27 protein-coding genes are annotated in these 24,599 nt (G+C 66.0%); 23 read left to right on the top strand and 4 right to left on the bottom strand.

What is annotated here, in order from left to right:
* Positions 1-76: 76 nt before the first annotated feature.
* Positions 77-1,291, bottom strand: coding sequence for an NADP-dependent isocitrate dehydrogenase (locus tag QW861_RS05580; RefSeq protein ID WP_315714857.1), 1,215 nt, complete (start codon positions 1,289-1,291; stop codon positions 77-79).
* 298 nt (positions 1,292-1,589) lie between these two features.
* Here QW861_RS05580 and QW861_RS05575 point away from each other — a divergent pair, with 298 nt between their 5' ends.
* The 4 genes from QW861_RS05575 to QW861_RS05560 all read left to right on the top strand — a co-directional run bounded on the left by QW861_RS05575 (position 1,590) and on the right by QW861_RS05560 (position 5,451).
* Positions 1,590-2,789, top strand: a complete 1,200-nt coding sequence (locus QW861_RS05575; RefSeq protein WP_315749285.1) for a TrmJ/YjtD family RNA methyltransferase — start codon at positions 1,590-1,592, stop codon at positions 2,787-2,789.
* Positions 2,790-3,044: 255 nt separating this feature from the next.
* A complete protein-coding gene (locus QW861_RS05570; RefSeq protein WP_315749286.1) occupies positions 3,045-3,890 on the top strand; it encodes a hypothetical protein in 846 nt (281 codons plus the stop codon).
* Positions 3,891-4,077: 187 nt separating this feature from the next.
* A complete protein-coding gene (locus tag QW861_RS05565) occupies positions 4,078-5,196 on the top strand; it encodes a DUF2336 domain-containing protein (protein ID WP_315714854.1) in 1,119 nt (372 codons plus the stop codon).
* Positions 5,197-5,235: 39 nt separating this feature from the next.
* Positions 5,236-5,451, top strand: coding sequence for a hypothetical protein (locus tag QW861_RS05560; protein ID WP_315714853.1), 216 nt, complete (start codon positions 5,236-5,238; stop codon positions 5,449-5,451).
* A gap of 31 nt (positions 5,452-5,482) precedes the next feature.
* Here QW861_RS05560 and QW861_RS05555 read toward each other — a convergent pair whose 3' ends face one another.
* Positions 5,483-6,166, bottom strand: a complete 684-nt coding sequence (locus tag QW861_RS05555; protein WP_315714852.1) for a TetR/AcrR family transcriptional regulator — start codon at positions 6,164-6,166, stop codon at positions 5,483-5,485.
* 257 nt (positions 6,167-6,423) lie between these two features.
* On the opposite strand from QW861_RS05555, the gene QW861_RS05550 reads away from it, so the two are divergent.
* The 7 genes from QW861_RS05550 (at position 6,424) to cynS (ending at position 13,198) form a co-directional block, all read left to right on the top strand.
* The gene (locus tag QW861_RS05550; protein ID WP_172113730.1) at positions 6,424-6,966 is read left to right on the top strand and encodes an OsmC family protein; all 543 of its coding nucleotides are present in this window, start codon (positions 6,424-6,426) and stop codon (positions 6,964-6,966) included.
* Positions 6,967-7,000: 34 nt separating this feature from the next.
* Positions 7,001-8,137: an acyl-CoA dehydrogenase family protein gene (locus QW861_RS05545; protein WP_410052323.1), complete on the top strand. Its 1,137-nt coding sequence runs from the start codon at positions 7,001-7,003 to the stop codon at positions 8,135-8,137.
* A 49-nt stretch (positions 8,138-8,186) separates the two neighbouring features.
* The gene (locus QW861_RS05540; protein WP_315749287.1) at positions 8,187-9,062 is read left to right on the top strand and encodes a sulfurtransferase; all 876 of its coding nucleotides are present in this window, start codon (positions 8,187-8,189) and stop codon (positions 9,060-9,062) included.
* A gap of 96 nt (positions 9,063-9,158) precedes the next feature.
* Positions 9,159-10,544, top strand: coding sequence for a CmpA/NrtA family ABC transporter substrate-binding protein (locus QW861_RS05535; protein WP_316192775.1), 1,386 nt, complete (start codon positions 9,159-9,161; stop codon positions 10,542-10,544).
* A 214-nt stretch (positions 10,545-10,758) separates the two neighbouring features.
* Positions 10,759-11,598, top strand: a complete 840-nt coding sequence (gene ntrB, locus QW861_RS05530) for a nitrate ABC transporter permease (RefSeq protein WP_315826315.1) — start codon at positions 10,759-10,761, stop codon at positions 11,596-11,598.
* Positions 11,599-11,756: 158 nt separating this feature from the next.
* Positions 11,757-12,659 (top strand): ABC transporter ATP-binding protein, encoded by a 903-nt coding sequence (locus QW861_RS05525; RefSeq protein WP_316192774.1) that lies wholly within the window; start codon positions 11,757-11,759, stop codon positions 12,657-12,659.
* Positions 12,660-12,709: 50 nt separating this feature from the next.
* Positions 12,710-13,198, top strand: coding sequence for a cyanase (cynS, locus tag QW861_RS05520; protein WP_315749292.1), 489 nt, complete (start codon positions 12,710-12,712; stop codon positions 13,196-13,198).
* Between the two features lie 74 nt (positions 13,199-13,272).
* On the opposite strand, the gene QW861_RS05515 is transcribed toward cynS, so the two are convergent.
* Positions 13,273-13,596 (bottom strand): DUF1476 domain-containing protein, encoded by a 324-nt coding sequence (locus tag QW861_RS05515; RefSeq protein ID WP_315714845.1) that lies wholly within the window; start codon positions 13,594-13,596, stop codon positions 13,273-13,275.
* Positions 13,597-13,906: 310 nt separating this feature from the next.
* On the opposite strand from QW861_RS05515, the gene purC reads away from it, so the two are divergent.
* The 7 genes from purC (at position 13,907) to QW861_RS05480 (ending at position 19,502) form a co-directional block, all read left to right on the top strand.
* Positions 13,907-14,674, top strand: a complete 768-nt coding sequence (gene purC, locus QW861_RS05510) for a phosphoribosylaminoimidazolesuccinocarboxamide synthase (protein WP_016843454.1) — start codon at positions 13,907-13,909, stop codon at positions 14,672-14,674.
* A 13-nt stretch (positions 14,675-14,687) separates the two neighbouring features.
* The gene (purS, locus tag QW861_RS05505; RefSeq protein WP_315706343.1) at positions 14,688-14,930 is read left to right on the top strand and encodes a phosphoribosylformylglycinamidine synthase subunit PurS; all 243 of its coding nucleotides are present in this window, start codon (positions 14,688-14,690) and stop codon (positions 14,928-14,930) included.
* 3 nt (positions 14,931-14,933) lie between these two features.
* Positions 14,934-15,113, top strand: a complete 180-nt coding sequence (locus QW861_RS05500; RefSeq protein ID WP_315749293.1) for a hypothetical protein — start codon at positions 14,934-14,936, stop codon at positions 15,111-15,113.
* A gap of 4 nt (positions 15,114-15,117) precedes the next feature.
* Complete coding sequence (gene purQ, locus QW861_RS05495; RefSeq protein ID WP_315714844.1) at positions 15,118-15,819, top strand: phosphoribosylformylglycinamidine synthase subunit PurQ; 702 nt, start codon at positions 15,118-15,120, stop codon at positions 15,817-15,819.
* Positions 15,820-15,976: 157 nt separating this feature from the next.
* On the top strand, positions 15,977-16,552 hold the full coding sequence (locus QW861_RS05490; protein WP_315750008.1) for a hypothetical protein: 576 nt from the start codon (positions 15,977-15,979) through the stop codon (positions 16,550-16,552).
* Between the two features lie 211 nt (positions 16,553-16,763).
* Positions 16,764-18,026 (top strand): DUF1236 domain-containing protein, encoded by a 1,263-nt coding sequence (locus QW861_RS05485; protein WP_315750009.1) that lies wholly within the window; start codon positions 16,764-16,766, stop codon positions 18,024-18,026.
* Positions 18,027-18,191: 165 nt separating this feature from the next.
* Complete coding sequence (locus QW861_RS05480; RefSeq protein ID WP_315749294.1) at positions 18,192-19,502, top strand: cation:dicarboxylate symporter family transporter; 1,311 nt, start codon at positions 18,192-18,194, stop codon at positions 19,500-19,502.
* Between the two features lie 2 nt (positions 19,503-19,504).
* Here QW861_RS05480 and QW861_RS05475 read toward each other — a convergent pair whose 3' ends face one another.
* Positions 19,505-20,443 carry a LysR family transcriptional regulator gene (locus tag QW861_RS05475; RefSeq protein WP_316172784.1) on the bottom strand — a complete coding sequence of 313 codons (939 nt, stop codon included), beginning with the start codon at positions 20,441-20,443 and terminating at the stop codon, positions 19,505-19,507.
* Between the two features lie 104 nt (positions 20,444-20,547).
* On the opposite strand from QW861_RS05475, the gene QW861_RS05470 reads away from it, so the two are divergent.
* The 5 genes from QW861_RS05470 (at position 20,548) to QW861_RS05450 (ending at position 24,519) form a co-directional block, all read left to right on the top strand.
* The gene (locus QW861_RS05470; protein WP_316192773.1) at positions 20,548-21,363 is read left to right on the top strand and encodes an alpha/beta fold hydrolase; all 816 of its coding nucleotides are present in this window, start codon (positions 20,548-20,550) and stop codon (positions 21,361-21,363) included.
* 13 nt (positions 21,364-21,376) lie between these two features.
* The gene (locus tag QW861_RS05465) at positions 21,377-21,925 is read left to right on the top strand and encodes a carboxymuconolactone decarboxylase family protein (RefSeq protein WP_315749298.1); all 549 of its coding nucleotides are present in this window, start codon (positions 21,377-21,379) and stop codon (positions 21,923-21,925) included.
* A 2-nt stretch (positions 21,926-21,927) separates the two neighbouring features.
* Positions 21,928-22,728, top strand: coding sequence for an SDR family NAD(P)-dependent oxidoreductase (locus QW861_RS05460; protein ID WP_315750012.1), 801 nt, complete (start codon positions 21,928-21,930; stop codon positions 22,726-22,728).
* A gap of 16 nt (positions 22,729-22,744) precedes the next feature.
* Positions 22,745-23,605, top strand: a complete 861-nt coding sequence (locus QW861_RS05455) for an amidohydrolase family protein (RefSeq protein WP_315749300.1) — start codon at positions 22,745-22,747, stop codon at positions 23,603-23,605.
* Between the two features lie 176 nt (positions 23,606-23,781).
* A complete protein-coding gene (locus QW861_RS05450) occupies positions 23,782-24,519 on the top strand; it encodes a tetratricopeptide repeat protein (RefSeq protein WP_315714839.1) in 738 nt (245 codons plus the stop codon).
* Positions 24,520-24,599 lie beyond the last annotated feature (80 nt).

Below are 24,599 nucleotides of genomic sequence, written 5' to 3'. Positions count from 1 at the left end.
GTGAAACAGAAACGGGCCACGCTTGTGGCGCGGCCCGTTGATAGGTGACGAAACCAGAAGGCGAAAGTGGGGAAACTTACGCCGCCATCGCCTTGGTCAGGTTCTCGGCGATCTTGTCGAGGAAGCCGGTGGTCGAGAGCCAGCGCTGATCGGCGCCGACCAGGAGCGCGAGGTCTTTGGTCATGTAGCCGGACTCGACGGTGTCGACGCAGACCTTCTCCAGGGTGGCGGCGAACTTCGCCAGTTCGGCGTTGTTGTCGAGCTTGGCGCGGTGCGACAGGCCGCGGGTCCAGGCGAAGATCGAGGCGATCGAGTTGGTCGAGGTCTCCTTGCCCTTCTGGTGCTCGCGGAAGTGGCGGGTCACCGTGCCGTGGGCCGCCTCGGCCTCGACGGTCTGGCCGTCCGGGGTCATCAGCACCGAGGTCATCAGGCCGAGCGAGCCGTAGCCCTGCGCCACGGTGTCGGACTGCACGTCGCCGTCATAGTTCTTGCAGGCCCAGACATAGCCGCCCGACCACTTCAGCGCCGCGGCGACCATGTCGTCGATCAGGCGGTGCTCATAGGTGATCTTCTTGGCCTCGAACTTGTCCTTGAACTCCTTCTCGTACACCTCCTGGAAGATGTCCTTGAAGCGGCCGTCATAGACCTTCAGGATGGTGTTCTTGGTCGACAGGTAGACCGAGTAGTTCTTGGCGAGGCCCATGTTGAGCGAGGCGCGGGCGAAGTCGTAGATCGACTCGTCGAGGTTGTACATCTCCATCGCGACGCCGGCGCCGGGCGCCTTGAAGACCTCCTTCTCGATCACGGTGCCGTCGTCGCCGACGAACTTCATCGTCAGCACGCCCTTGCCGGGGAACTTGAAGTCGGTGGCGCGGTACTGGTCGCCATAGGCGTGGCGGCCGATGATGATCGGCTTGGTCCAGCCGGGAACGAGGCGCGGCACGTTCTTGCAGATGATCGGCTCGCGGAACACGACGCCGCCGAGGATGTTGCGGATGGTGCCGTTCGGCGACTTCCACATCTCCTTGAGACCGAACTCCTTCACCCGGGCCTCGTCGGGGGTGATGGTGGCGCACTTGACGCCGACGCCGACCTTCTTGATGGCGTTGGCGGCATCGATCGTGATCTGGTCGTTGGTCTTGTCGCGGCTCTCCATCCCCAGGTCGAAATACATCAGGTCGATATCAAGGAAGGGGTTGATCAGCTTGTCCTTGATGTACTGCCAGATGATCCGGGTCATCTCGTCGCCGTCGAGCTCGACGACCGGGTTGGTCACCTTGATTTTTGCCATGATCGATGGGGCCTTCTTGGGAACAGCGCGCCAGGAATGGAAAGCGCTTGTGAAATCAAGCGCGTCATAGCACTGCTGCACCGCGGGCGGAAGCGCACCCGGTATGCGTCCGGTGCTGATTTTCGCAGCCCGCTCATGCGGTGGGCAACGGCGGCCGCGGGCCGGCCTGCCGTTTCGCGGAAACTGCAAAATTCAAGTGTAAGCCGATTATTTTGCTTGAGAATTCTCATCAGCCGGGCCAACGAGCGGGCAGGGCGCGATCGGCGCTTCAACCGGATCTGCAAGTCGAGGATTGAGCGTGTCGGGCACCGACAAGACGAAGGCGGGCGTAGAGATCGCAGGGCCAGTGGTGATCCTGGTCGAGCCGCAGCTCGGCGAGAACATCGGCATGGCCGCGCGCGCCATGGGCAATTTTGCGTTGTCGGAGCTGCGACTGGTCAACCCGCGCGACGGCTGGCCGAACATCGCCGCCCAACGGGCGGCCGCCGGGGCCGACCACATCATCGATCATGTCCGGCTGTTCGACACCCTGCCGGAGGCGATCGCCGACCTCGACCTGGTGTTCGCGACCACCGCCCGCGCCCACGACCAGGCCAAGCCGGTGATGGGACCAGAGGCGGCCGCCCGCGAGATGCAGGGCCAGATCGCCGGCGGCGGCCGGGCCGGCATCCTGTTCGGCCGCGAGCGGGCGGGGCTCACCAACGAGGAGGTCGCCCGCGCCAACCGCATCATCACCTACCCGGTCAACCCCGGCTTTGCCTCGCTGAACCTCGCCCAGGCGGTGCTGCTGATGGGCTATGAATGGTTCAAGCTGGTGACATCGGGCGCGCTGCCCTTCGCCATGCCCGAACGCTCGGAGCGCGCCAGCCAGGGACAGATGGAGGCGTTCTTCGAGAACCTGGTGCGCGAGCTCGACCGGGTCGAATTCCTGCGGCCCGCCGAGAAGCGCGAGACCATGCTGGTCAACCTGCGCAACATCTTCTTCCGCATGGAGCCGTCGCGGCAGGACATCCACACCCTGCACGGCGTGGTCATGGCGATCGCCGAGGGGCGCAAGGGGCCGGCCAAGGGCGGCGTGCTCGACAGCGAGCAGGCGACGCGGCTGCGGGCGCTGATCGCCGAGCAGGGCACGGTCGCCAACCTGCCGGATTCGCGCGGCTCGCTGCGCGGGCTGGCGCGGCTGCTCCGCCGCAACCCGACCGACGCCGAGCGCGCGCTGTGGCACGCGCTGTCGCGCGACCGCCGCTTCGCCGGCCAGTTCAAGCGCCAGACCCCGGTCGGCCGCCACATCCCCGACTTCGTCTCCTTCATCCACCGCCTCGCGATCGAGCTGGTCGGCCCCGACGAGAGCGAAGGCGTCGTCGCTGATCGCAGCGCAAGGCGGGCGTGGCTGGAAAGCCGCGACTATCGCGTCACCGAGGTGAAGGCGGCGGATGTCGAGGCGAATCTGGAGGCCGAGCTGGTGCGGCTGCAGGCGGTGATCGCCGCAGCCAAGTAGTCGCCGACGGTCGCATCGCGAGCCGCGTGGCGGCTATCAATGGCTTCGCGCGTCCGTTCATCACGCGCAAGCGTCGATTGAGTTGCCGCGTGGCATGCGCGGCCCTCGCAACTCATCCGCGCCCGGCAGGCCCCGAGTCTGCGATCTCGTTTACACCGGCTGAACGATGATTTGTGAACGCAATTCCAGATTGTGGTTCTCCCAATCGGTTCTGGTTAGATCGCAGCACCAAGAGCAAGACCTAAGGGGGCATTCATGGCTACGCGACGATGGCGCTCGATTCTGTGTTGTGCGTTGATCATCGGCTCGATCTTCGGCTTGTCGGCAAGCGCCGAACCGGCGGCACCGAAGCGGTGCACGACGGCGGCCGATCTCGGTGCCGACGAGCGCATCGCCGGCTGCACTGTCGTGATCGAGCGCGGCAAGCCGGCGACGCCGCAGGTGATCGAAGCCCGTTTCGCACGCGCCGGCGCCTACTTCCACAAGGGAGACGTCGAGCATGCGATCGACGACTACAAGATCGTCATCGAGCAGTCCTCGGCTGGTCTTCTTGCCGCATTCGATCGCGCCGCTCCTGATCTGCGCGAGAGCGAGCCGCAGCCGGGGTCGGGTTTCGGGCGGGCGTTCGGTCGCAACGGCTACCGCGCGCAGGCCTATCGCGCGCTGGGGATCGCAAGCTTCCAGGCCGGTCTCCTGGAGGAGGCGCAGGACGATTTCAGATGGCTCAGCGAGATCGATCCCCACAATGCCGAGGCGGCCTTGTGGCTGGATCTGGCGCGCCGCCGTGCCGGGCTGGGGAGCGAGCTCGCCGACCACGCGAAGCGGCTCGACATGGGTAAATGGCCGGCCCCGATCGTCCGTCTCTTCCTCGGGCAGGAAACGCCAGAGGCTGTGCTTGCGGCGGCCGACCGCGGTGCTCCCGTCACGCGCCGGGCACGGCGTTGCGAGGCGAGCTTCTTCGCCGCCGAGCTGATGCTCGACCAGAGTCGTGAGCGCGACGCCATGCAACTGATCGACCGGGCTCTCGCCGAGTGTCCGTTGACATCGCGCGAACGCTCGGTCGCCGAGGCGGAGGCGCGCGCGCTCCGCATCATGCCGTAAAAGTCATGCGGAGAGGCACGGCAATCCCGCAGCGAGCTGTTCTCCGGCCGCATGCTTAACGCGCGCGTGCGCATTTGAGTGAAAATGCCCGGTCAAATCCGCACGCGGCGGGTTACGGAACGCTCGGGTTCGAACGGTATGGTCTGCGCATTGCCCTTTCATCGTTGCAACTGTGCGGCCTTTCATCATGAACGAAACCAGATCCGTGTTGCGGGACCTCGAGGATGCGATTGCGCGGGGGACCGCGGACAGCCGCGAGCGCGCGCTGTGGCATGCGACCGACCTGCTGATCGCGGGGCGCTACTGCGAGGAGGAGATCGCCACCTTCGGCGAGGTGATCGGCCGGCTCGCCGACGAGATCGAGATCGAAGCGCGCGCCAAGCTCGCGGATCGCCTCGCCAGGATCGAATATTCGCCGGCCAGCGTCATCCGCAAGCTCGCCTTCGACGACGAGATCTGGGTCGCCGGCCCGGTGTTGCGCGAATCCGAGCGGCTCGATGACGCCACGCTGGTCGAGAACGCCAGCACCAAGAGCCAGGACCATCTGCTCGCGATCGCCGAACGAAAGACGTTGAGCCCGGCCGTGACCGACGTGCTGGCGACGCGCGGCGACCGTGCCGTCGCCACGGCGGTGGCGCGCAATCAGGGCGCCCAGTTCTCCGGCGCCGGATTCCTGCACATGGTCAAGCGGGCCGAGAACGACTCGATTCTCGCCGAGCATCTCGGCCGCCGGCTCGACATCCCCCGCCATCTGTTCCAGCAACTCATCGCCAAGGCCTCGGACGATGTCGGCAAGCGGCTGGCAGGGGAGCGGCCGGAGCTGCTTGGCGAGATCAACAGCTCGGTCGCCAACATCGCCGGCGACCTGCAGTCGAAGTTCGGACCCGGCTCGCGCAACTACTTCGTCGCCAAGCGGACCGTGACGATCCAGCACCGCCTCGGCAATCTGCACGAGAGCACCATCGCCGGCTATGCGACCGCGCACAAGGTCGAGGAGGTGACGATCGGCCTCGCGCTGCTGTCGGGATTGCCGGTCGACGTCGTCGAGCGCGCCTTGTTCGACCGCAACCGCGAGATGCTGCTGATGCTCGCCAAGGCGCTTGGCTTTACCTGGGATACGATGATGGCGCTCGCGTTCCTCGGCGCCCGCGACCACCGCATCACGGCCGGCGAGTTGCAGGAGCTGGAGCGTGACTATGCCAAGCTCCAGTCGCTGACATCGCGCAGCGTGCTCGAATTCTATCAGTCCCGCAAGAATCCAGGCAAAGGCGGCAAAGCATCCGCGCCGCGCGCCGTAGCCTATTGAACCTGCAGCGACGGATGGAGGTGATCGCGGATGAAGGGTATGGGACTTCCTCTTCGCAGAGAGCAACGGCTCGGCCATCGCGAGGCGCCTGCGGACCGCGCGGCGGTCGATGCGGCTTGGCACGTGCTCGAAGCGGCCAACGAGCTCGGCGATGAGGCTGCAGTGGCCGCCTGCCGCCGCGTCATCGATGCGAGCCTCAACGGCGCGGGCGCAGACCAGGCGGACCTGAAGCTGGTGACGGAGTATTTCCGCTAGTTCTGTCGCTCGGTTCGCGGGGCAGGGCGGCTCAGACCGCAGCGAGCTGCGGGCCCGCCGCCTTGCTGTTGCGCTGGCCCGCCTTCAGCTTCGCCGGCTCGATCAGCGCCTTCGCCGCCAGCCCGGCGGTGTCCGCGACCTCGGGATTGCGCGACACCATCGCCGCCACGATCGCGCCGTCGATCAGCAGTGCAAGCTGATGCGAGAAGCTCTCCGGCTCGGCAGCGCCCATCTCACGGGCGAGCTTCTCGATATGCGCCAGCACCACTTTCTTGTGGCGCATTGCGATGGTGCGAAACTGCTTCTGGTCCTTGTCGTGCTCGCCGACCGCATTGATGAAGGGGCAGCCGTAGAAGCGCTCCTCGCCGAACCAGCTCTTCAGCGCCGGAAAGATGCGTGCCAGCTTGGTCTCGGCGTCACCGCCGCCGCTCTCCATTTCCGCGATGAACCATTCGCGCCACTGCTTGCCTTCGCTTTCCAGCACGGCGGTGACCAGCGCGGTCTTCGATCCGAACAGCTTGTAGAGTGTGGTCTTCGCGGTGCCGGCCTCGCTGATGATCGCATCGATCCCGGTGGCATTGATGCCGTTCTTGCAGAACAGCCGCGTGGCGGCGCCGAGCAGGCGGCCGCGCGCGGATTCGTCATCGCCGGCCGAGATCGTCCTCGCGATCGCCTGCTTCTTGCCGGTTTGTTTGCCCGCAACTGACTTTGCCATGCGCGCAAGCTTAATCGCTGTGCGCGTGACTCAGCAAGACTGCTGATGTGCTCGAGGCAGCATTGCGCTCAATTTGATCTCCGAAGGCGGCATTCTGCACTGCGCTTGGGCAGCGGAGGTGACGCAACGGCTCGCCACTTGCCGCGATGATCGCGTAAGCCGCGAGGATCACTCCGGCTTTTGATTTTCGGCCTCTCTGGCACGCTTCGTGCAGGATACAGACCGTTCGGTATCCTCATCCCAGGGAGAGAAATGAGATGACCGCTGTGGTTCAGAAGACGGCGCTGACGGGCTGCCTTGCACCCATCGACAAGAACGGGCTTGAACAGCTCATCGTCAACGGCAAGGCCAACCCCAAGGTCATCAAGACCCTGAAGTGCAAGACCGTCGCCGAGGGCAAGTTCCGCCACGCCAACTACATCCGCAACCTCGCGCCCTACATCGTCGACGAGCCGCCGGGGCTGCTCGGTGACGACACCGCGCCGAATCCGTCGGAAGCCTCGCTCGCCGCGCTCGGCTCCTGCCTGGCCGTCGGCCTGCATGCCAATGCGGTGCATCGCGGCTGGATCGTCAACAAGCTCGAGCTGGAGCTCGAGGGCGATCTCAACATCACGGCAGTCTGGGGCACCGGCGACGTCAGCGAGAAGCCGGTCGGCTTCACCGACGTCCGCGTCAAGGTCGACATGGAGTGCGAGGGCATTCCGCAGGAGGAGGTCAAGGCGCTGATCGACCACGTCAAGAAGTGGTCGCCGGTCGCCAACACCTTCACGCGTCCGGTCAATCTCGAGGTCGGGATCTGAGGCGGCCCTGGAGGTCAGCGTAGCGGAGGACGTCATGAACTCAGTAGTCTCGGGTTCACTCGGGCAGCATCTGGCGGTCGATGGCGCGGGCGTCATGCCCATACCGTCGACCGTGGAGCAGGTCACGGCGATCGCGCGCAAGGAGCTCGCGCCGCTGGCCGCTGGCATCGACGCCGGGACGGTGTACCCGGCCGACGTGCTCCGCCGCTTCGGCGAGGTCGGCGCGTGGAGCAGCCACGTGCCGGAAAATGGCGCGGCGGATCTCAACTGCGCGATCGACACCATCGGCGCGATCGGTGAGGTCTGCGGCGCCTCTGCCTTCATGGCGTGGTGCCAGAACACGCTGGTCTGGTACATCGCCAACTCGCCCAACAAGGTGCTTGTCGGCCGTCTTCTCGACGACGCCGCCAGCGGCCGGTTGCTCGGTGGCACCGGCTTGTCCAATCCGATGAAGAGCTTCTTCGGCATCGAGAAGCTCAAGCTCAGGGGTCGCAAGGTCGAGGGCGGCTACGTCGTGCGCGGCGTGCTGCCCTGGGTCTCGAACCTCGGGCCGGACCACATGTTCGGCACGATCTTCGAGCGTGAGGACGCGCCCGGCGAGATCGTGATGTTCATCGCCGACTGTGCCGATCCGGCGGTGACCCTGCAGCCATGCCAGCCGTTCCTGGCGATGGACGGCACCGGCACCTACGGCATCCAGTTTCGCGACCTGTTCGTGCCGGACGAACTGATCCTGGCCGATCCCGCCGGTCCCTTCGTCAAGAAGATCCGTGCCGGATTCATCATGTTGCAGGCCGGCATGGCGCTCGGCCTGATCAAGGACTGCATCAAGATCATGCAGGAGGTCGAGGCGCCGCTCGGCCACGTCAACCGCTATCTGCCGCAGCAGCCGGTCGATTTCAGCGCGCTCGCCGATGAACTCGCGAAGGAGACGGCTGAACTCGCCAGCGATCCGTTCAACCCCGACGAGAGCTATTGGCGCAAGGTCGTGGCGCTGCGCCTGCGTGCCGGCGAGGCCAGCGTCGCTGCGGCTCATGCCGCGATGCTCCATTGCGGAGCCCGCGGCTACCTCAAGGGCAATCGCGCCGAACGTCGCCTGCGCGAGGCCTATTTCGTCGCAATCGTGACTCCCGCGACCAAGCAGCTCCGCAAGATGCTCGCCGACGGCTGACGCCGGCGAGAACGGCAAACCAACAAATCCCAACCAGGAGAGGCCTGCCATGACGGACGTTCTGATTACAGCCGGCGAACTCGCTGAGTTCATCAAGACCGAGCCGTGTGTCGTGATCGACACCCGCAATCCCGATGCCTACGCCGCGGGACATCTTCCCGGCGCCGTCAACGTCCACGAGATATTCACCTATCTCGCGACGTCCACACCGGAAGGCATGGAGGAATTGAAGACGAAGTTTGCGGACGCGTTCGGCGCCGCCGGCCTTTCGGGCGCCGAGACCGCCGTCGTCTACGAACAGTCGATGAACTCCGGCTTCGGCCAGTCGTGCCGCGGCTATTTCCTGCTCACGATGCTCGGCTATCCCAAGGTCAAGGTGCTGCATGGCGGCTACGATGCCTGGGTGGCCGCCGGCATGCCGGTGACGACCGACGTGCCGTCGCCGGCCAAGGCCTCGTTCGCCATCGTGCCGGAGGCGGGCAGCATCCTGATCGACGCCAAGGCGATGCTGGCGGCGGTTGGCAATCCCGCTATCGCGATCCTCGACGTCCGCGATGTCGATGAGTGGATCGGCGATTCCTCCTCGCCCTACGGCAAGGATTTCTGTCCGCGCAAAGGCCGCATCCCCGGCGCCGTCTGGCTCGAATGGTACCGCATGATGAAGCCGACCGCCGAAGGCCCGCGCTTCAAGTCGAAGGACGAGATCCTCGCCGAATGCGCCACCGTCGGCATCACGGTCGACACGCCGGTTTATCTCTACTGCTTCAAGGGCGCGCGGGCCTCGAACACCTTCCTGGCGCTGAAGAACGCCGGCGTGAAGGATGTACGGATGTACTTCGGCTCGTGGAACGAGTGGTCGCGCGACCCGTCGCTGCCGATCGAGGAAGGACTTCCGATGCCGGCGATGACCAGCAAGGCGGCATAGAAGCTGCATGTTAAGCACGTCCGGCCGCTGAAAAATGCGGCCGGATGAGCAGTTCGAAGGCGCTGACAGCGCAGGTGTGACAAAGGGGCGCAGCACATGTCGATTTTCGATGATCCGTTCGATGCCGATTCACGCGTGAATGCCGGTTGTATCTGCGGCCAGCATCGCAGCCCGGCCGAACATGAGCACGCCGCGCTGGCGCTGCGCTGCGAGCCCGTGGCGGACTCCACCGAGAAGCGCTACGAGAACGTGGTCGCGTCAGCCGTGCTGCGCGCGGTGTTTCCGCAAGCTGCCACCCGCCGCGCGTTTCTGAAGTCGGTCGGCGCCGCCACCGCGCTCGCCGCAGTGTCCCAGTTCTTCCCGCTGAAGACCGCGACCGAGGCGTTCGCCGAAGCGGGCGCGCCCGAGAAGAAGGATCTCAAGGTCGGCTTCATCCCGATCACCTGCGCGACCCCGATCATCATGGCGGCGCCGCTCGGCTTCTATGCCAAGGCCGGGCTGAACGTCGAGGTCGTCAAGACCGCCGGCTGGGCCGTCATCCGCGACAAGACCATCAACAAGGAATACGACGCCTCGCACATGCTGGCGCCGATGCCGATCGCGATCTCGCTCGGCCTCGGTGCACAGCCGATCCCGTTCACCGTGCCCGCGATCGAGAACATCAACGGGCAGGGCATTACGCTTGCGATGAAGCACAAGGACAAGCGCAATCCGAAGGACTGGAAGGGCATGAAGCTCGCCATTCCGTTCGACTATTCGATGCACAACTATCTCCTGCGCTATTATCTCGCCGAGCACGGCATCGATCCCGACACCGACGTGCAACTGCGCTCGGTTCCGCCGCCGGAGATGGTCGCGAACCTGCGCGCCGACAACATCGACGGCTTCCTCGCGCCCGACAACATCTGCCAGCGCGCGATCTTTGACGGCGTCGGCTTCCTGCACATCCTGTCGAAGGAGATCTGGGACGGTCACCCCTGCTGCAGCTTCGCGGCGAGCCGCGAGTTCATCACGACGGCGCCGAACAGCTTTGCCGCTCTCACCCGCGCCATCGTCGATGCCACCGCGTACGCGTCGAAGGCTGAGAACCGCAAGCAGATCGCGGAGGCGATCGCTCCGGCGAATTACATCAATGCGCCGGTGACCGTCATGGAGCAGGTCTTGACCGGCACCTACGCCGATGGCCTCGGCGGCGTGAAGACCGATCCGAAGCGCGTCGATTTCGATCCGTTCCCGTGGCAGTCCTTCGCGGTGTGGATGCTGACGCAGATGAAGCGCTGGGGCCAGATCAAGGGCGACGTCGACTACAAGGCGGTCGCGGAGCAGATCTATCTCGCCACCGACACCCGCAAGGTCATGACCGAGATGGGCCTGACGCCGCCGACGGACTCCTACAAATCGTTCTCGGTGATGGGCAAGCCGTTCGATCCGACCAAGCCGGACGACTACGTCGCCAGCTTCAAGATCAAGAAGGCGTCGTGATGGGGGGGATGGGCGCGACGCTGCTGGCCGCGACAATCGCGATGGACACGACGCTGCCGATCAAATCATCGGTGTCGTCCCCGCGAACGCGGGGACCCATACGCCGTGAACCCGCTTGTGGCAGGAATGGCGACGACGATCTTTTTTACCAAGTCTGGACGGTGGTTATGGGTCCCTGCGTTCGCAGGGACGACACCGTGAGTGGAGCGCCGGCATGACCGCCTCTCTTCGCCTCCGCGCCGCCGTGGTTTCCATCGTGCTGCTGGCCGTGTTCCTCGGCGCCTGGCATATCGCGACGCGCAGCACGGGCGCCGCGGCCAACATGAGCCCGGAATACGCCAAGCTGATGGGCATGACGGCCACGCAGGGCAAGTCGGCGATGCCCGGGCCGCTCGATGTCGGTGCCAAGCTGTGGGAGCATCTGCGGCGGCCGTTCTACGACAATGGTCCGAACGACAAGGGGCTCGGCATCCAGCTCGCCTTCTCGCTCGGGCGGGTCATGCTCGGCTATTTGATCGCAGTCGCGGTCGCGATCCCGCTCGGCTTCCTGATCGGCATGTCGCCCTTGATGAGCAAGGCGCTCGATCCGTTCATCCAGATTCTCAAGCCCATCTCGCCGCTCGCCTGGATGCCGCTCGCGCTCTACACCATCAAGGATTCCAGCCTGTCGGCGATCTTCGTGATCTTCATCTGCTCGGTGTGGCCGATGCTCATCAACACCGCCTTCGGCGTCGCCGGCGTGCGCAAGGAATGGATCAACGTCGCCCGCACGCTCGAGGTCGGGAATTTCCGCCGGGCCTTCACGGTCATCCTGCCGGCTGCGGCGCCGACGATCCTCACCGGCATGCGGATCTCGATCGGCATCGCCTGGCTCGTCATCGTCGCCGCCGAGATGCTCGTCGGGGGCACCGGCATCGGCTACTTCGTCTGGAACGAGTGGAACAACCTCTCGATCACCAACGTGATCATCGCGATCCTGTTGATCGGCCTGGTCGGCATGGTGCTGGATCAGATCCTGGCCCGCGTGTCGCGGCTCGTGACGTTTCCGGAGTAGGGCATGATCAGGCGAACTGCTGCAAGGTGCGCAACTCCGTTCCCCTCCCCCTTGCGGGGAGGGGTCAGGGGTGGGGGTGCCCCAGGCGCGAGTCTTCGTGGGGGACCCCCCTCCCTGACCCTCCCCCACAAGGGGGGAGGGAACGGAAAGACCTTCCTATGACCGACAAGTTCATCTCCATCGAAGGGATCGCCAAGCGCTATGATGGGGCGCGCAGCACGACGATCTTCGAGAATCTCTGGCTCGCGATGGCGCGCGGCGAGTTCGTCTGCGTGATCGGGCATTCCGGCTGCGGCAAGACTACGGTGCTGAATGTTCTTGCCGGCCTCGACGTGCCGAGCGAAGGCGCCGTCATCGTCGACGGCCAGGCCATCGAAGGTCCGAGTCTCGACCGAGCGGTCATCTTCCAGAGCCATGCGCTGCTGCCGTGGCGAACGGTGCTCGGCAACGTCGCCTATGCCGTCTCGTCGAAATGGCGCAAATGGGATCGCGCCAAGGTCAAGGCGCATGCGCTGAAATACATCGAGCTCGTCGGCCTGTCCGGCTCCGAGCACAAGCGGCCGTCGGAGCTGTCCGGCGGCATGAAGCAGCGCGTCGGGATTGCCCGCGCGCTCTCGATCACGCCGAAGATCATGCTGATGGACGAGCCGTTCTCCGCGCTCGATGCGCTGACGCGCGGCACCCTGCAGGACGAGGTCCGCCGCATCTGCGTCGAGACCGGGCAGACCGTGTTCATGATCACCCACGACGTGGACGAAGCGATCTATCTCGCCGACAAGATCGTGCTGATGACCAACGGACCCGGCGCGGTGCTCGCGGAGATCGTCGAGAACCCGCTGCCGAAGGACCGGCTGCGCGGCGACCTGCATCGCCATCCGCTGTACTACGCGCTGCGCAACCATATCATCGATTTCCTGGTCAGCCGCAGCAGGACCTTCACTGCCGAGACGCCGGATCACGATCCGCGTAAGGTGCCGGTGGTGAAGATCGGGCGCAGCGAGCCGACGATCGTCGCGTCCAACCCGGTCGAGAACGACGCGCCGCAGGCGATCGCCCGCTGACGCCCAGCCGGAAGAAACCCATCAACGAAGACTTTCAAGGGAGACCAAGCATGAAGCGATCCGACCTCACCGAGAAGCTGCTCGACATCAAGCGCGAGAAGGGCTGGAGCTGGAAATACATCTGCGAGCAGATCGGCGGCTATTCCGAGGTGCTGATTGTCGGCGCCGTTCTCGGCCAGATGAAGCTGACCAAGCCGCAGGCGGCGAACGCCGGCGAGCTGTTCGGCCTGTCCAAATCCGAGATCGCGATGCTGAACGAGACGCCGATGCGCGGCGAGGGCGTGCAGATGCCGCCGACCGATCCCTTGATCTACCGCTTCTACGAGCTCGTGATGATCAACGGCCCGGCGTGGAAGGAGCTGATCCAGGAGGAATTCGGCGACGGCATCATGTCGGCGATCGACTTCGACATGGTGATGGAGCGCCTGCCCAATGCCAAGGGAGACCGCGTCAAGATCACGATGTCGGGCAAGTTCCTGCCTTACAAATATTACGGCGCCAGCGGCAACGTGCCGGAATACGGCTTCAAGGAAGAGTAAGCGAGTAGCGAATTGCGGGTAGCGAATAGGGGCAGGAGATCCCTATTCGCTACTCCCTATTCGCTATTCGCCTCTCACTGTCCCGCCTTGACCTGCGCCACGGCGGTCACCAGCAGCTCGCTCATCTTCGCGCGCACGTCCGCCTCGGTGACGGCCGCGCCCTTGGCGGTGAGGTCTCCCAGCACCTTGCGCAGCACGTCGGCATCGCCCGCTTCCTCGAAATCGGCCGCGACGACCTCCTTGGCGTAGGCGTCGGCGTCAGCGCCGGACTTGCCGAGCTTTTCGGCTGCCCACAGGCCGAGCAGCTTGTTGCGGCGGGCTTCTGCCTTGAACTTCAATTCCTCGTCATGGGCGAATTGCTTCTCGAAGGCGTCCTCGCGCTTGTCGAACGTGGTCATGGTCGGAACTTCCAGTGTTGCCGAAGAGGGTTAACCGCGCAGGCGGTTGCGGGGCGGTGGCCGCACGCCTAAATAATTGGAACATCTTGCCAATACAACGGGTACGAGGCCGCAGGGAAGGGCGGTAAAACTCCGCTCCCGAGGCCCGGATCGATTGTGCTCGGGACACCAATGAGATAGGTTTCCCACAGGCCCGGTTCTTGTTCTGTTTCCGTCCGTCCGGGCCCTCGCGGCAGCTCCGTCGTGGTCCTGTCCAAAGTCATCCGGAGCCCACCATTTCATGGATTTCAACAAAACACGGTACATCCCAATGAGCCGTCGGCGTCGCATTTATGAAGGCAAGGCCAAGGTCCTGTATGAAGGCCCCGAGCCGGGCACCCTGATCCAGCACTTCAAGGACGACGCCACCGCCTTCAATGCCAAGAAGCACCAGGTGATTGAAGGCAAGGGCGTCCTCAACAACCGGATCTCGGAGTACCTGTTTCAGCACCTCAACGACATCGGGGTTCCGACTCACTTCATCCGCCGGCTCAACATGCGCGAGCAGTTGATTCGCGAGGTCGAGATCGTGCCGCTCGAGGTCGTCGTCCGCAATGTGGCGGCGGGCTCGCTGTCGCAGCGCCTCGGCATCGAGGAAGGCACCCAGCTGCCGCGTTCGATCATCGAATTCTATTACAAGAACGACCAGCTCAACGACCCCATGGTGTCGGAGGAGCACATCACCGCGTTCGGCTGGGCGACGCCCCAGGAAATCGACGACATCATGGCGCTTGCCATTCGCGTCAACGACTTCCTGACCGGGCTTTTCCTCGGCATCGGCATCCGCCTGGTCGACTTCAAGATGGAATGCGGCCGGCTGTTCGAGAACGAGATGATGCGCATCATCGTCGCCGACGAGATTTCCCCCGATTCCTGCCGGCTGTGGGACATCAAGTCGAACGAGAAGCTCGACAAGGACCGCTTCCGTCGTGATCTTGGCGGCCTTCTGGAGGCCTATACCGAGGTCGCCAAGCGGCTCGGCATCCTCATCGAGAACGAGCGCCCGGCGGGCTCCGGCCCGGTCCTGGTCAAGAGCTAAAAGGGAACAAGACGTGAAAGCGCGTGTCACGGTGACGCTGAAATCCGGCATCCTCGATCCGCAGGGCAAGGCGATCGAGGGCGCCCTGAAATCGCTCGGCGTCGACGGCGTCGCCAGCGTGCGGCAGGGCAAGGTGTTCGACATCGAGCTCGCCGGTGCCGACAAGGCCAAGGCGGAGGCCGCCCTGAAGGCGGCCGCCGACAAGCTGCTGGCGAATACGGTGATCGAGAATTACCGGGTGGAGTTGCTGGGGTAGGCAATGGCCGTGATCGACCGCGAGATCTACGAGCTTCTGCTGGAAATCCCGCGTGATCAGGTCCGTGTCGAACATTCTGTCGATGAGCTGCTTGCTGGTGCGCGAGCGTTGAACAGAGAGCTCTCGTCGGACTCACACACTCTCGCGACGCTGCGAGGGGATCATTATCGAGCAAACACGTAGCATCATGAAATCCGCCGTCCTCGTCTTCCCCGGCATCAACCGCGAACGCGACATGGCCCGCGCGCTGCGCATGATCTCCGGCCATGAGCCTGCGATGGTCTGGCACGCCGAGACGTCGCTGCCGAAGGGCACCGACCTCGTCGTGGTGCCCGGCGGCTTCTCCTATGGCGACTATCTGCGCTGTGGCGCGATCGCGGCACGGGCCCCGGTGATGGACGCAGTACGCGATTTCGCCGCCAAGGGCGGCTTGGTGCTCGGCGTCTGCAACGGCTTCCAGATCCTGTGCGAGTCCGGCCTGCTGCCGGGCGTGCTGATGCGCAACGATAAGCTGAAGTTCATCTGCAAGGACGTGCATCTGCGGGTCGAGCGCTCCGATTCGCCGTTCACCCGCGGCTACAATGCGGGTCAGGTCATCCGCGTGCCGGTCGCTCACGGCGAGGGCAATTATGCGGCCGACGAGGAGACCTTGAAGCGGCTCAATGGCGATGGGCGCGTGCTCTATCGTTACTGCTCAGCCGATGGCGAGGTCGGCGACCTCAGCAACATCAATGGCGCTGCGCATTCCATCGCCGGCATCGTCAACGAGAACGGGAATGTGCTCGGCATGATGCCGCATCCCGAGAATCACGTCGAGGACATCATGGGCTGCACCGACGGCCGTGGCCTGTTCGCCGGCCTCGTCGCCCATCTCGACCGCGCGGCCTGATCGGCGGGCTGCGCCCGTGACGTTTCCGTCGGGCCGCTCGCCCGGCCCGACCCACAAACGACCGATTGGTGATCGAGGTTGCGGGACGTCCTCCATCTCCCGGATCGTCCCTGACGTCCGTCCTGCCTGCCACTTCCTCGATCCCGACGGTGCCTTGATGTCGACGCTGCCTCTCACTCAGCGCGCCCTGCGCTGGCTTCTCCTGTCCGTGTCGCTCTCGCTCGTCACGGGCGTTGGCGCCGCTCGGGCCGAGACCCCGTCGACGACGCCGTCGGTCGCCACACCGACTCTGCCGTTCACCGTGGGCGGCTGGAAACCGCAGCGGCCGAACGGCACCGATGTGACCTTCTTCCTGTGCGACGATGCGAAATGCGGCCCTGGCTCGAAGGTGAGCTACCGGCTCTACGGACCCAACACGACGATGACGATCGAGCAATTCCGCGCCTCCCAGGACCAGACCGTCAAGCTGCTCGACCAGCGCGTGCCGGGTCAGAGCACGACGATTCTGGGCGTCGAGGGCGGCAAGGGCAGCGGGCTGCCGCGCATGTTCTATGCACGGCGCCTGAAAGTGTCGCCAGGCGGAGAGAAGGAATATCAAGTGAGCGGCATGCTGTTCGGCGCGAGAGGCAGTGCCAGCCTGATCAGCTCCGCGACTGGCGAGGCGAACAGCACGGCCAACTTCAAGCAATTCGCGGTCCCGGTCATGCTTCTGCTCGCGCCACGGTCAAAATGATCGCGTGACGGCGCGCCGAAGCCGTTCATCAAAATCGTTCCGGAGTTTTTTCTCGCGCCGTCCGGCAACGCCGGGCGGCTGTTTGCGTTGTCCGCCAGCGAATGGGGCAGGGATCCAAGGAGGTTCTCATATGACGACGAAACATTGGCTGGGAACGGCCGCGATCATCCTGGCGATCGGCACGGCATCAGGTGTATCGGCGCAAGGCGACATGAAGCGCGAGGGAGGCCCGGCCGCTGCGACGGCGCACGAGGCCACGCGTCCGGCTGCCGAGGCGAAGGGAGAGGCAAAGGGCGGCGCCGCCGCGGCGGAACGTGCCGGCGCCGAGGCAAAGCAGAGCGCGCAGGAGCAGCGCCGTGGCGAGCCTTCATCCGCAGCAGGACGCGAGCAGGCTCAGGAAAGGTCCTCCGAGCGGTCGGCACATGATGCCAAGCAGAGCGCCGAGAGCAAGGGCGGTGCGGCCGCCGAGCGTGGCCGCGAGGCCAAGGAGAGCGCCGAGTCGAAGTCGTCGACTGACAGCAAGCAGGCCGACAAGCAGTCTGACAGCAAGAGCAAGGCCGAGTCGAAGCAACAGCAGGGGCGCGCCGACGAGCCGCGCAAGGGCGAGGATCGCGCCGCCGAGAGCAAGTCGGGGGCGACGGATCGGAAGTCCGACCGTGAGGCCGATCGCGCTGATCACGATAAGGACAAGACCCGGCAGAGCCAGGACGAGCGCAAGACCGGCACGTCCGACGAGGCCGCGGACAAGCAGACCGGCGACCGCAACAAGCAGGCCAACCAGCCGAACGCGGCCGACAGCAAGAACACGACCGCGCAGCAGAACCAGCCGACCGGCGCCGGTCAGCGTGATCAGACCGGGCAGGCCAACAATCAGACCCAGTCCAATGGCAGCCGCTCCAGCACGCAGGTGTCGGTCAACGAGCAGCAGAAGACCCGCGTGGTCGATCAGCTCAAGCGCGATCACGACTTCGACCAGGCGCGCACCAATCTCAACATCAACATCAATGTCGGCGAGCGCCTGCCGGAGCGCGTGCGGCCGCGTCCGCTGCCGTCGGACATCGTGACGATCGTGCCGGAATATCGCGGCTACGAGTACACCGTGATCCATGACGAGATCGCGATCGTCGACCCGCGCAGCCGCGAGATCGTCGACGTAATCCCGCAGAACGGCATGCGCGCGGACCGCGGCTATGATCGCGGCGGCTATGGCGTCGGCTCGACCCGGATCGTGCTGTCGGACGATCAGCGCCAGATTCTGCGCCGCGCCGCCACCGAGACGGGCACTGTGGGCTCGACGACATCGTCGTCGTCCTCGTCCGGATCGAGCTGCCTGAGCCTGCGCCGCGTGCCCGATGAGCTCGCGCGCAGCAATCCGGAGCTGGCCAACTACCAGTATCTGGCGATCGGCGAGCAGGTCGTGCTGGTCGACCCGCGCGATCAGAAGGTGGTGCAGGTCATCGACCAGCAGCAGTAGGGCCGAGGCGCGGCTGCGCCTTGTCTCATCGATGGCCTCCCTTGCCGCTGCGGCATGGGGGGCCATCGAAAGATTGATTTGGACATAGCACGTCCGGCTCTGCTTCAGTTCGCTCACAACGGGGAACGAGATTCCATCTCGTCCACAAGGGGAGCGAAACGAGCCATGGCGATCATCCGCCAGCTGTATGTCCAAGTCCTGATCGCGATCCTGCTCGCGATCGCCGTCGGCCTGCTGGCGCCAGAGGCGGCCGTTCAGATGAAGCCGCTCGGCGATGCGTTCATCGCACTTCTGCGCATGATGCTCGGGCCGATCATCTTCTGCTCGGTGGTGCTCGGGCTGACGCATGTCCGCGATATGAGGCAGCTCGGCCGGCTCGCGTTCAAGTCGCTGCTGTATTTCGAGATCCTGACCACGCTCGGCATGGTCGTCGGCTTCATCGCGGTCAACGTGTTCCAGCCCGGCGACGGGCTCCATGCCGGCAACCTCGCGCTCAATGACAGCGTGACGCGCATCTCCAACGCCGCGAGCAATTTCACGGCTATCGGCTTCTTCCTCAGCATCATCCCGACCACGATCGTCGACGCCTTCGCCAAGGGCGAGATTCTCCAGATCCTGTTCATCTCGGTGATGGTGGGCGCGGCGCTGAGCGTCGGCCTGAAGACGGAGTCGGCGATCCTGCGCGGCATCGAGGAGGGGCAGGACGTGCTGTTCCGCATGCTGGGTTTCATCATGAAGCTGGCGCCACTCGGGGCGTTCGGCGCCATGGCGGCGGCGATCGGCACGCATGGCGGCGCCACGCTGCTCTATCTCGGCAAGGTCGTGCTGCTGTACTGGATCACGGCGGTCGTCTTCGTCGCAGTCGTGCTCGGCGGCGTGTGCGCCATCATGCGGCTGTCGCTGCTCAAGCTGCTGCGGCTGATCCGCGAGGAGCTGCTGCTGGTGCTCGGGACCGCGTCCGGCGAGGTTGCGCTGCCGCGGCTGATGCAGAAGCTCGAGCAGGCCGGCTGCGACGGCGCCATCGTCGGTTTCGTGCTGCCGGCCGGCTACAGCTTCAATCTCGACGGCACGGGCATCTACATGGCGATTGCCGTCGGCTTCATCGCCCAGGCCACCGACACGCCATTCAGCTACGGCCAGCAGCTGGCGGTGCTCGCGGTCATGCTGCTGACCTCGAAGGGCGGCACCACCGTCGCGGGCGGCGCCTTCATCAAGCTCGCGGCGACCCTGCAATCCGTCCGCGTGCTGCCGCTCAACGGCCTCGGCCTGCTGTTCGGCATCGACCGCCTGATGGCGACCTGCACCGCGCTCACCAACGTCGTCGGCAACACCGTTGCCGTGTTCGTCATCGCGCGCTGGGAAAATGCGCTGGATGCCGCCAGGCTCGATGCCTATCTCGCGGGCGGCACCGCGTTGACGGCCGCGGAGGCGGCGGTCGACGAGGGCCGCGCTGCAATCGCCGGTGCGGGCGAATGAGCTCAGCGCACGTAGTCGCCGATGATCTTGGCGCCGGGCCAGGCGCCGTCCGCCACGCTCTGCGCGATCACCTCGCGCATCAGCGCCAGCAGCTCGTCGGCAAGCCAGGTCGGCTGGCGTTCCCGCGGCATGCCGATCGAGACGGTCGAGATCAGCGGCGGCCGCTCGATCGACCGCACGGTGAGCTCGCCGCGCTTCGCCTCGGCGACGACCGCGGCATGGGCGAGGATCGTTGCGCCGAGACCGCGCCGAACCATGGCCTTCGTCATGCTCACGCTGTCGACCTCGAAGGCGACGTTGAGCCGCGTGCCGTTCTGGATCGCCGCCTGCTCGATCAGCCGCCGGTTGCTGTGCGGAAGACTCGGCAGGATCAGCGACAGCCCGGCCAGCTCGCGCCAGCGGATCGTCTCGGCCACGGTGTCGCCGCGCTTGGCCGGCGGCAGGGCGACGACCATCCGCTCGTGCAGGATGGGGGTCAGCGCGATGCCGTCGAGCGGCGGCGGATTGTAGAGCACGGCGATGTCGAGCCGGCGGTCCAGCAGCCATTCCTCCAGCGACGAGCTGATGCCCTCGCGGACCTGCACGGAGGCCTGCGGCCAGCGCCGGCGCAGTTCGACCACCACGGACGGCGCGATGCGCAGGCCCGCGACCGGCGGCACCCCGAGCGCGATGTGACCGGCGAAGCTCGAATCCGGCGAGCGCACCGCGCCGGGCATCTGGTCGATCTGCAGCAGGACGGCATGGGCGTGCTCGAGGAACGTCGTGCCGGCGCGGGTCAGGCGGACGCCGCGGCCGTGCCGCACCAGCAGCGCGACGCCAAGCTCGTCCTCCAGCTTCATCAGCTGCCGGCTGAGCGCGGATTGCGCGACATTAAGCAATGCCGATGCCCGGCTCAGGCTGCCGGCGCGCGCCACCTGCACGAAGTAACGAAGCTCGCGGATGTCGATGGCCGTGTCCTCCGCGCCGCTGCCCGCCGCAGTTTATTGCAAGCGGCCCAGGGCGAGTCAAACCGCGCGCCGACAACGATGAGACGGGCGCCTTGCCGATGAACTTCATCCATCTCGACGGCTTGACGCTGCGCTATGAGCTGCGCGGCGGTGGCGCGAGGACGCTGGTGTTGCTGCATGAGCTCGGCGGCAGCCTCGAAAGCTTCGATGCCTTGATGCTAGAGCTGCCCGGCGACCTGCGGGTGCTGCGCTATGATCTGCGCGGCGCCGGCCTGTCGGAAAAGCCGCGCGCGCCGTTCGGCTTCGCCGATCACGTCGGCGACCTCGACCGGCTGCTGAGGGCGCTCGGCGCCGATGGACCGGTCGATATCGCCGGCGTCGCCGCCGGTGCGGCGCTCGCCGTCAGCTTCGCGCTCGCGCATCCGCAGCGCGTGAGCGCGCTGGCGCTGTGCGCGCCGGCCCTCAGCGTCGATGCTGGTCGCGTGCAGTATCTGGCGGCGCGCTCCGCGCTCTGCATGCGCGCCGGCATGCGCGCCGTGGCGGCTGATACGCTCGATCGTTCCTATCCGCCGGTGCTGCGAACCGACCGCAATGCCTACCTCGCTTATCTCGGCCGCTTCCTCGGCAACGATCCGGTCGGATATGCCCATAACAACCTGGCGTTCGCTGAGGTCGATCTGCGCGAACGGCTCGCGGAGGTTCGGCAGCGCTGCCTGCTGCTTGCCGGCGCGCATGATCTGTTGCGGCCGCAGGCGCAGGTCGAGGCGCTCGCCCGTCTCATTCCCGGCGCGGCGTTCGCGACCGTCGACACGGCCGGTCATCTGATGCAGGTGCAGGCCCCCGCCGAGCTGGCGGGGCGGCTGACGGCTTTTCTTGCCAGGCCCGGGACACAGCCGATTCCTCGCGCCTCGTGACCAGGAGCATCGCATGCGCATCAAGGACCTTGCCCTGGCCGAGATGGACGAGACGCAGCGCGCGGTGGCCGAAGAGGCCATCGCCGGCCGGCGCGGCCGGATCCCGGCGCCGCTGCGGGCCTGGCTGCACAGTCCGGAGCTCGGACGCCGGGCCCAGAAGCTCGGCGAGTTCGCCCGCTACGAGACGTCATTGCCGCCTGCGCTGTCCGAGCTCGCGATCCTCGTGACGGCACGGCACTGGACCTCGCATGTCGAATGGTATGCCCACAAGCGGGATGGGCTCGAGGCGGGCATCGCCCCGTCGGTCATCGACGCGATCGCGCAACGGCGTGATCCAGAGTTCACCGATCCGGCCGCGAAGCTCGTTCACGACTACACCCGGCAGCTGCTCGCCAGCGGCCGCGTGCCGGACGCTCTGCACGCGCTGGCGGCCGCAACCCTCGGCACGCGCGGCGTCGTCGATCTCGTCGGCATCATCGGCTATTACGGGCTGGTGGCGCTGACCCTCAACGCGTTCGACATCGGCCTGCCCGATGGCGAGACGCCGGAGCTGGAGCCATGACCATGACGAAGCGCCTGGAGGGCAAGGTCGCGATCATCACCGGGGCCGGCTGCGTCGGTCCGGGCTGGGGCAACGGCCGCGCCGCGGCGGTCATCTTCGCGCGCGAGGGCGCCAGGGTCCTCGCCGTCGACCGCGATGGCAGCCGCATGGACGAGACGCTGGCGCGCGCCCTGGACCACGGCGGCGTCATCCAGGCCCACCGCTGCGACGTCACCGATGCGGCGGATGTCGCCGCGATGGTCGACGCCTGTATCGCAGCGTTCGGCCGCGTCGATATTCTGGTCAACAATGTCGGTGGCTCGGCGCCGGGAGGCCCGGTCGAGCTGAGCGAGCAGGGCTGGGACGCGCAGCTCGATCTCAACGTGAAGAGCGTCTTCCTCACCTGCAAGGCGGTGCTGCCGCACATGGCGGCGCAGGGCGGCGGGGCCATCGTCAACACGGCCTCCACCTCGGGCATCCGCTGGACCGGATCGGCGCAGGTCGGCTACGCCTCGGCCAAGGCCGCGGTGATCCAGTTCTCGCGCGTCGTTGCCGTGCAGTATGCCCCGCAGCGCGTGCGCGTGAACACGGTGGTGCCTGGCCAGATGCACACGCCGATGGTCGAGGCGCGCCTCGCCGGGCAGCGCGCCGGCGGCGATGTCGCGGCGCTGCTGCGGACGCGGCAGGCTCGCATCCCGCTCGGCTTCATGGGCGACGGCCGCGACACCGCCCACGCCGCGCTGTTCCTCGCCTCCGACGAGGCGCGCTTCGTTACCGGCACCGAGATCGTTGTCGATGGCGGCATGAGCGCCCGCTGTGACTGAACCCATGAGCACGGGCATGGCTGCCGTTTCCCGCGCATGGCCGGCGGGGGCCTGCGATGCGCATTGTCACATCTTCGGTCCGTTCGACCGCTTTCCGCTGCCCGACGATCGCAGCTTCACGCCGCCGGAGGCGCCGGAAACGGCGCTGCGCCGTTTGCACGATCGGCTGGGCATCGATCGCGCGGTCATCGTCCACAGCCAGGGTCATGGCCGCGACCATCGCCCGCTGCTCGATGCGCTGGCCGTGGGAGAAGGCCGCTACCGCGGCGTCGCCGTGCTCGGAGCGGAGGTCACGGCTGCGGAGGTCGCGCGCCTCGATAAAGCCGGCGTCTGCGGTGCCCGCTTCAACTTCCTGGCGCATCTCGGCGGCGCGCCGTCGGCGGAGCGCATGCGGGCCGTGCTCGCGCTGGTGAGGCCGTTCGACTGGCATGTCGCCATTCATGTCACGGCCGCCGATCTCATCCGCTATGCCGAGCTGATCGCGGCCATCGAGCTGCGCATGGTGATCGACCACATGGCCCGGCCGGACCTCGGCCGGAATCTCGGCGCCTGTCAGGCGATCCTGTGTCGCTTGCTCGACAGCGGGCGGGTCTGGATCAAGCTCAGCGGTGCCGATCGCATCTCGCGCGAGGGCGCGCCCTATCATGACGTTGTGCCGTTCGCCCGAAGCGTTGCCGCGCACGCCCCTGAGCGCGTGCTGTGGGGCAGCGACTGGCCGCACGTCAACATCACGGGACAAATGCCGGACGATGCGGTGCTGGCCGACCTCGTGGCCGAGATCGCGCCGTCGGAGACGGCGCGACAGCGGCTTCTGGTCGACAATCCCTCGGCGTTCTTTCGCTTCGATGAATCTCGCCGGGGCCCCGTGGGAGCTTAGCTACGAGCGTCGCGGAGGCCGCCGCCACAGGCGTGCGCCCATTGAACCTGCTGTGGCCGTGATGCGTCAAAACGGGATCGTCCGCAACGGCCTGCGTGAGCGCGGGATTGTCCGGGCTGGCCGGCCACGCTATCAACGTCGGCGTGTAAAATCTCGCCGTGAGTTGGGGATCTGCCGTGCCTATCGCGCTCGTCGTACTGCTGCTCGACATTTCGCTGATCTACCATGCGTCGCGGACTGGCCGTCTGCAGCCCTGGGCCTTCATCATCCTGATGGTGCCGATGATCGGCGCGCTCGCCTACATCGTCGTCGAGCTGGTGCCGGAATGGCTGGGCAGCCACGACGTCCAGAAGGCGCGCAAGCGCGTCGCCAACAAGCTGGACCCCGAGAAAGACTACCGCGAGTTGTCCGATCGTGTCGCGATCACGGACACGATCGCCAACCGCGCGGCGCTGGCCGAGGAATGCGTCGCGGTCGGGCGTTATGAGGAGGCCGAGCAGCATTACGATCACATCCTGAGCCTGCCGATGGGCCACGAGCCGCTGTTCGCGCTCGGCAAGGCCAAGGCGCAGTTCGCGCGCCGCCGCCCAGGGGATGCGCTGGCGACGCTCGACGAGCTGCAGAAGAGCTGGCCGGACTACAATTCGGCCGAGGCGCATCTGCTCTATGCGCGGGCTTTGCAGGAAGCCGGCCGCACCGATGAGGCCATCGAGGAGTACCAGGCGCTGCTGGACTATGCGCCGGGCAGCGAGGCGAAGGTCCGCTACGGCACGCTGCTCAAGCTGGTCGGCCGGATCGATGAGGCCAAGGTCGTGTTCACCGAGCTGCTGATCCAGATGAAGCGCGCGCCACGACATGTGCGCAAGGCGCAGGCCGAGTGGATATCGATCGCGGAGAAGCAGCTCGCGGGGTAGCTCCGCAACGGCAGGGTACATCTTCTCCGCGCGTCATTCCGGGGCGCGCGAAGCGCGAGCCCGGAATCCATAACCACGCA

Source organism: Bradyrhizobium sp. SZCCHNRI1029, assembly GCF_032487555.1.
Classification (GTDB): Bacteria; Pseudomonadota; Alphaproteobacteria; order Rhizobiales; family Xanthobacteraceae; genus Bradyrhizobium.
The sequence above is the reverse complement of the archived record's forward strand: the minus strand, read 5'-3'. Positions and strand labels throughout refer to the sequence as shown.